This is a genomic window from Nocardia sp. NPDC004722 (assembly GCF_053601505.1).
In genome coordinates this window covers 1-4,851 of record NZ_JBSGBY010000618.1, presented here as the reverse complement: position 1 = coordinate 4,851, position 4,851 = coordinate 1, and the positions used below count along the sequence as shown (strand labels likewise).

Below are 4,851 nucleotides of genomic sequence, written 5' to 3'. Positions count from 1 at the left end.
AACGGATGGCGCTGCCGGTGGACGCGGTCTATACCTCGGCCGAATGGGGGCTGGAGAAGCCGGATCCGAAGTTCTTCACGCGGGTCGCGGAGGTGCCGCGCCAGCCTGCCCAGGCTCGGCCGGGACAGCTGCGCCGCGGCCGTCTCGTCGGTCAGCAGCCCGGCGTCGATATCGCGGCGCAGCACCTCGAGATAGCCGAGCGTCCACGGCGTCACCACCATCAGATTGGCGGCGTCGCCGACCGGATTCAGACTGCGCTGCAAGGTGATCGGCTCGGGATGCCCGACCGTGTAGGCGGTGCCGCGCCGTCCGCCGGGCAACGTGAGCGTCACCGGCCGCAACGGCCGCTGCGCGGTCAACCGGCCCGCCGCCACCGCCGAGATGGCGCCGCTGCTCTGCCGCATCCAATGCACGGCCGCCGCGCTCGGTCGCTCACCCGCGCACAGCAGCTCCTCCCCGCCGGTGTCCGGAACATCCACCGGCCAGGCGGTATACGCGTCGATCACGGTATCGAGTTCGGCGGCCGCGAGCGCCGCGAGCAGATTGCTCACCCCCGGACTGGCGCCCATGCCCACCACCGCGCACACCCCGGCCGTCCGGGCCTGCTCGTCCAGGTCGAGCATGTCGAGGGTCGGCTCCCAGTCATCGCAGATATCCAGGTAGTGGGTGCCGGTGTCGATCGCGGCGCGCAGCACCATGCGTCCGAAACGGTAATAGGGCCCAACGGTATTGAGCACCAGGTCCACCTGTGTGAGCGCGTCGCGCAGCGCGGGCCCGTGCGTCACGTCGACGGTGAGCGCCGACACCGGCACCCGCGCATCGCAATACCGCCGGGCCGCCGCCTGCGCCGCCGCGCCGTCGCGATCGCCGATCACGATCCGTTCGACTCCCAGCAGGCGGGTGGCGGTCTCGACGGCGGCCGCGCCCATCGCGCCCGCTCCGCCCAGGGCGAGAACTCTCATGAGGAACTCCTGTCCGGTTGTTCGGCGTAACGACGCAGCGCGTCGAGATAGCCGGGGGCATACAGGGATCGGGGCGCGAACACCGCGACCAGGAAGGGGCGGAGGCCGTCGGGCCGATCCAGATCGAATTTCACGAGGCTGTGCGAGGCGCCGGGGAACGTCCGCGCCGTGAGCAGGCCCGGCGGCACCGATTCGCGGTAGACGCGCTCGGTCTCGGCCACGTCGACGTTGAGATCGTGCTCGCCGAGCAGCAGAAGCACCGGAATCCGCAGCCCCGGAAGGGTTTCGGTGACGTCCGCGCGATAGTTCTGCCGCACGAACCACCAGCGATCCTCCGACATCGGCGGGGAATCCGTGGTGGCCGAACGGTATCGGTCGTAGTTCGCGCCCTCGCGCAGCAGTGCCAGATCGTTGTCGCGCCGCCGCAGCTCGGACGCCAGTTCGGCCGCGGAGCCGCCGCGCTCGCGCAGTTCGGCGCGCAGGTTGTACTCGCCCTGCCGCACCCAGTTCACCGCCGCGCCGACCAGGATCAGGAACCGCAACTCCGGATGCCGCACCGCGACTTCCGGAGCCACCCAGCCGCCCTGGCTGATCGCCCACAATCCGATCCGGCCGGCGTCGATCTCGGGCCGCTTGCGTGCCCAGGCCAGCGCCGCCTCGGTCTCGACGGCCCGATCGTGCATGCTCTGATCGAGCCAATTGCCCGCCGCGCCATCGATTCCCGGCTTGTCCCAGGACAGCGACGCGTACCCCGCGGCGGCGAAGCTCTCCCACAGCGGCCGGTAGAACCCGTCGCGGTCGGCGTTCGCGGGCCCGTCGCCGTGCACGAAGAGCACCAACCCGAACGGCCCGTCACCGTGTTTGGGCAGTGTCAGCGTGCCTTGCAGTGTCTGCGCCGCGCCGGTGATGGCGACCCGCTGCTCCCGGAAATCGAAGTCGTTGGCCACGACGACCCAGGTCCCGGCCGAAACCGTCAGCACGGCAACGCAACTCGCGGCGATCAGGATCCGTCGCTTCCAACTCATGAACCTATCGTAGCAAAAACGGACGTTCGGAAAATGATAGATAACTGAGGATTGTTAGCCTGAGCGCGACCGAGGCGAAGGGACGAGTGCATGGCGACGATCGAAGAGGCGCTCGAAATCGAGCAACTCGAACGCGACATCTTCCGGGGCGCGTCCACCAAGACGCAGCTGCCGCGCACGTTCGGCGGGCAGGTGGCCGGGCAGGCGCTGGTCGCGGCGGTGCGGACGGTGGATCCGCACTATCAGGTGCACTCGCTGCACGGGTACTTCCTGCGGCCCGGCAATCCGGAACGGCCGACCGTGTATCTCGTCGATCGCATCCGCGACGGACGTTCCTTCTGCACCCGGCGGGTGACCGGGGTGCAGAACGGGGAGGCCATCTTCACCATGTCGGCCTCCTTCCACGTCGGCGACGAGGGGCCGGTGCATCAGGACGTGATGCCGAGCGTGCGGCCGCCGCTGGAGCTGCCCGACGCCAAGGAGTCCATGAGCCCGGAACGCCTGTGGGCCATGCGCGAATGGGAGCACTGGGACATCCGCACCATTCCGCAGGACGAGGTGGATCGCCGCGAGGGCACCATCGCCCAGCAGCAGGTGTGGTTCCGCTACCGCCACCCACTGCCCGACGACTCCATGTTCCACGTCTGCACGCTGGCCTACATGAGCGATATGACGCTGCTGGGTTCCTCGAAGGTCATCCACCCCGACGAACCCACCCAGAACGCGTCGCTCGATCACGCCATGTGGTTCCTGCGCCCCTTCCGCGCCGACGACTGGCTGCTCTACGACCAGCAGTCGCCCAGCGCGGGCGCGGGCCGGGCGCTGACCGGCGGCCGGATCTGGAATCAGGCGGGGGAGCTGGTGGCCGTGGTCATGCAGGAGGGCCTGATCCGGCACTTCCGGGATCCGCAGGCCGCCTCGTACCCGGCCGGAACCGCCTGATTCACAGCGCCTTTCAGGCCGTCTGCACCCGCAGGTGGCACACCACGGTGTCGTTCATCCTGCGCAGCACCCGTTCCAGCTCGTCACTGCGGTGACTCGGCAGCACATGGTTCCAGCCCGCGGGCGGCTCGATCTCGGCGATCACCACGACCTTGCGGCGGCCGGTGAAATGGTCGCGCACATAGCGCGCCACCGGCCCGCCCACGGTCGCGTCGCCGTCCTCGAGCAGCACCAGCCGCACGTCCGGATGCCACGCCTCCCACTCCTTGGTGAACACGGTGATGTTCTCGCCGGGCAGGCACACGTGCACCGCGGTCACGTCCCGGCCCAGCGACATCGCCGCCGAGAGCGCCTCGCGGCTGAGCTCCGACACCTCCGACACCGGCACCACGATCGCGGTCTCGGTGGCCTTCGGTTCGGCGGGCAGGCAGCCCGCGCCGCGACAGCCGTCGATGCGGGTGTAGATGCGGCGGATGCGCTCCATGGCCACGACCAGCAGCGGCAGCACCACCACGATCAGCCACGCGCCCTCGGTGAATTTCATTGCGGTGGTGACGATCAGCGCCACCAGGGTGAGCATCGCGCCGAAACCGTTGAGCGCCGCGCGCCACTGCCAGCCCGCCGTGCGGACATCCAGCCAATGCAGCACCATGCCCGCCTGTGCGATGGTGAAGCCCACGAACACGCCGATCGCGAACAGCGGGACCAGGGCGTTCATATCGCCGCGCGAGGCCGCCAACAGCACGGCCGCGGACACGCCCAGCGCGAGCACGCCGTAGCGGTAGACCTGTCGCTGTGAGCTGACCGCGAACCGGTGCGGCAGGCAGTTGTCGTCGGCGAGGATCTTCGTCAGCGTCGGCAGCCCGCCGTAGGAGGTGTTGGCGGCCAGCGCCAGCAGGATCACGGTCGCGAATTGCACCACGTAGTAGGCGATTCCGTGGCCCAGGGCGGCCTCGGTCAGCTGCGAGAGGATGGTGGTGCCGTCGATCGGGTGGATGGAGAACTTGCCGATCAGGATGGCCAGGCCGATCAACATCAGGCCCAGCACCACGCCCAGGGCGACCTCGGCGTTCTGCGCCCGCTTGACCTTGGGCGCGGCGAAGCTGGGCACCGCGTTGGCGATGGCCTCGACGCCGGTCAGGGCGGCGCAGCCGCTCGAGAAGGCCTTGAGCAGCAACAGGATTCCGATGGTGCGGGCGTTCTCGGCCACCGCCGCACCGGTTTCCACGGTCGCCGGGTGCGTGCGCAGCAGGCCCGCGACGATGACCACGAAGATGCCGAGCACGAACACCACGGTCGGGGCCATGAAGGCCCGCGCGCTCTCACGGATGCCGTACAGGTTCAGCACGGTGATGCCGACCAGGACCGCCAGGCAGATCCACACGGTATAGGTGAACAGGCCCGGGAAGGCCGACGTCAGTGCCGCGACACCGGCCGCGATGGACACCGCCACATTGAGGATGTAGTCGACGATGAGCGACGCGGCCGCCACCAGGCTGGTGCGGCGACCCAGCCGCGCCTTGGCTACCGCGTACGCGCCGCCACCGTTCGGGAAGGCGGCGATGACCTGCCGGTAGGAGAAGGTCAGCACGGTCAGCAGCACCACGATCGCCAATGTCACCGGCAGGGTGAAACCGAGCCCGACGCTTCCGGCGGCGGCCAGCACCAGCACGATCGCCTCGGGACCGTAGGCGACGGAGGCCATGGCGTCCAACGAGAGTCCGGCCAAACCGGTCGCGACGGTGAGTCCGTGCCGCGGCGGCGGCGCGTCGACTCCACCACGCGGTCCGGGCGAGGTGTGCGGTAGCAAATCAGTCACATGCGGCAGTGCCGGGGTTACCGCGGCTGATCAGCGCACCGAGGTTGGCGACCGTGTCACGAAGTCGGGATGTCGGTGCGGTTATGCCGAGGGTCGGCAGCGC

4 protein-coding genes are annotated in these 4,851 nt (G+C 69.3%); 1 reads left to right on the top strand and 3 read right to left on the bottom strand.

The genetic code is table 11. The annotated features are described in order from the left end of the window. The coding region (locus ACWELQ_RS38175; protein ID WP_452401881.1) for a saccharopine dehydrogenase family protein at positions 1-962 on the bottom strand (962 nt) is incomplete at its 3' end. After that, positions 959-1,969: an alpha/beta hydrolase family protein gene (locus ACWELQ_RS38170; protein WP_452401883.1), complete on the bottom strand. Its 1,011-nt coding sequence runs from the start codon at positions 1,967-1,969 to the stop codon at positions 959-961. The genes ACWELQ_RS38170 and ACWELQ_RS38175, both read right to left, overlap by 4 nt. Positions 1,970-2,077: 108 nt before the next feature. On the opposite strand from ACWELQ_RS38170, the gene ACWELQ_RS38165 reads away from it, so the two are divergent. Beyond that, complete coding sequence (locus tag ACWELQ_RS38165) at positions 2,078-2,929, top strand: acyl-CoA thioesterase (protein ID WP_452401880.1); 852 nt, start codon at positions 2,078-2,080, stop codon at positions 2,927-2,929. Positions 2,930-2,942: 13 nt separating this feature from the next. Here the strand turns inward: ACWELQ_RS38165 and ACWELQ_RS38160 are convergent, their stop codons facing one another. Continuing rightward, positions 2,943-4,634, bottom strand: coding sequence for an APC family permease (locus tag ACWELQ_RS38160; RefSeq protein ID WP_452401882.1), 1,692 nt, complete (start codon positions 4,632-4,634; stop codon positions 2,943-2,945). Positions 4,635-4,851: the final 217 nt, after the last annotated feature.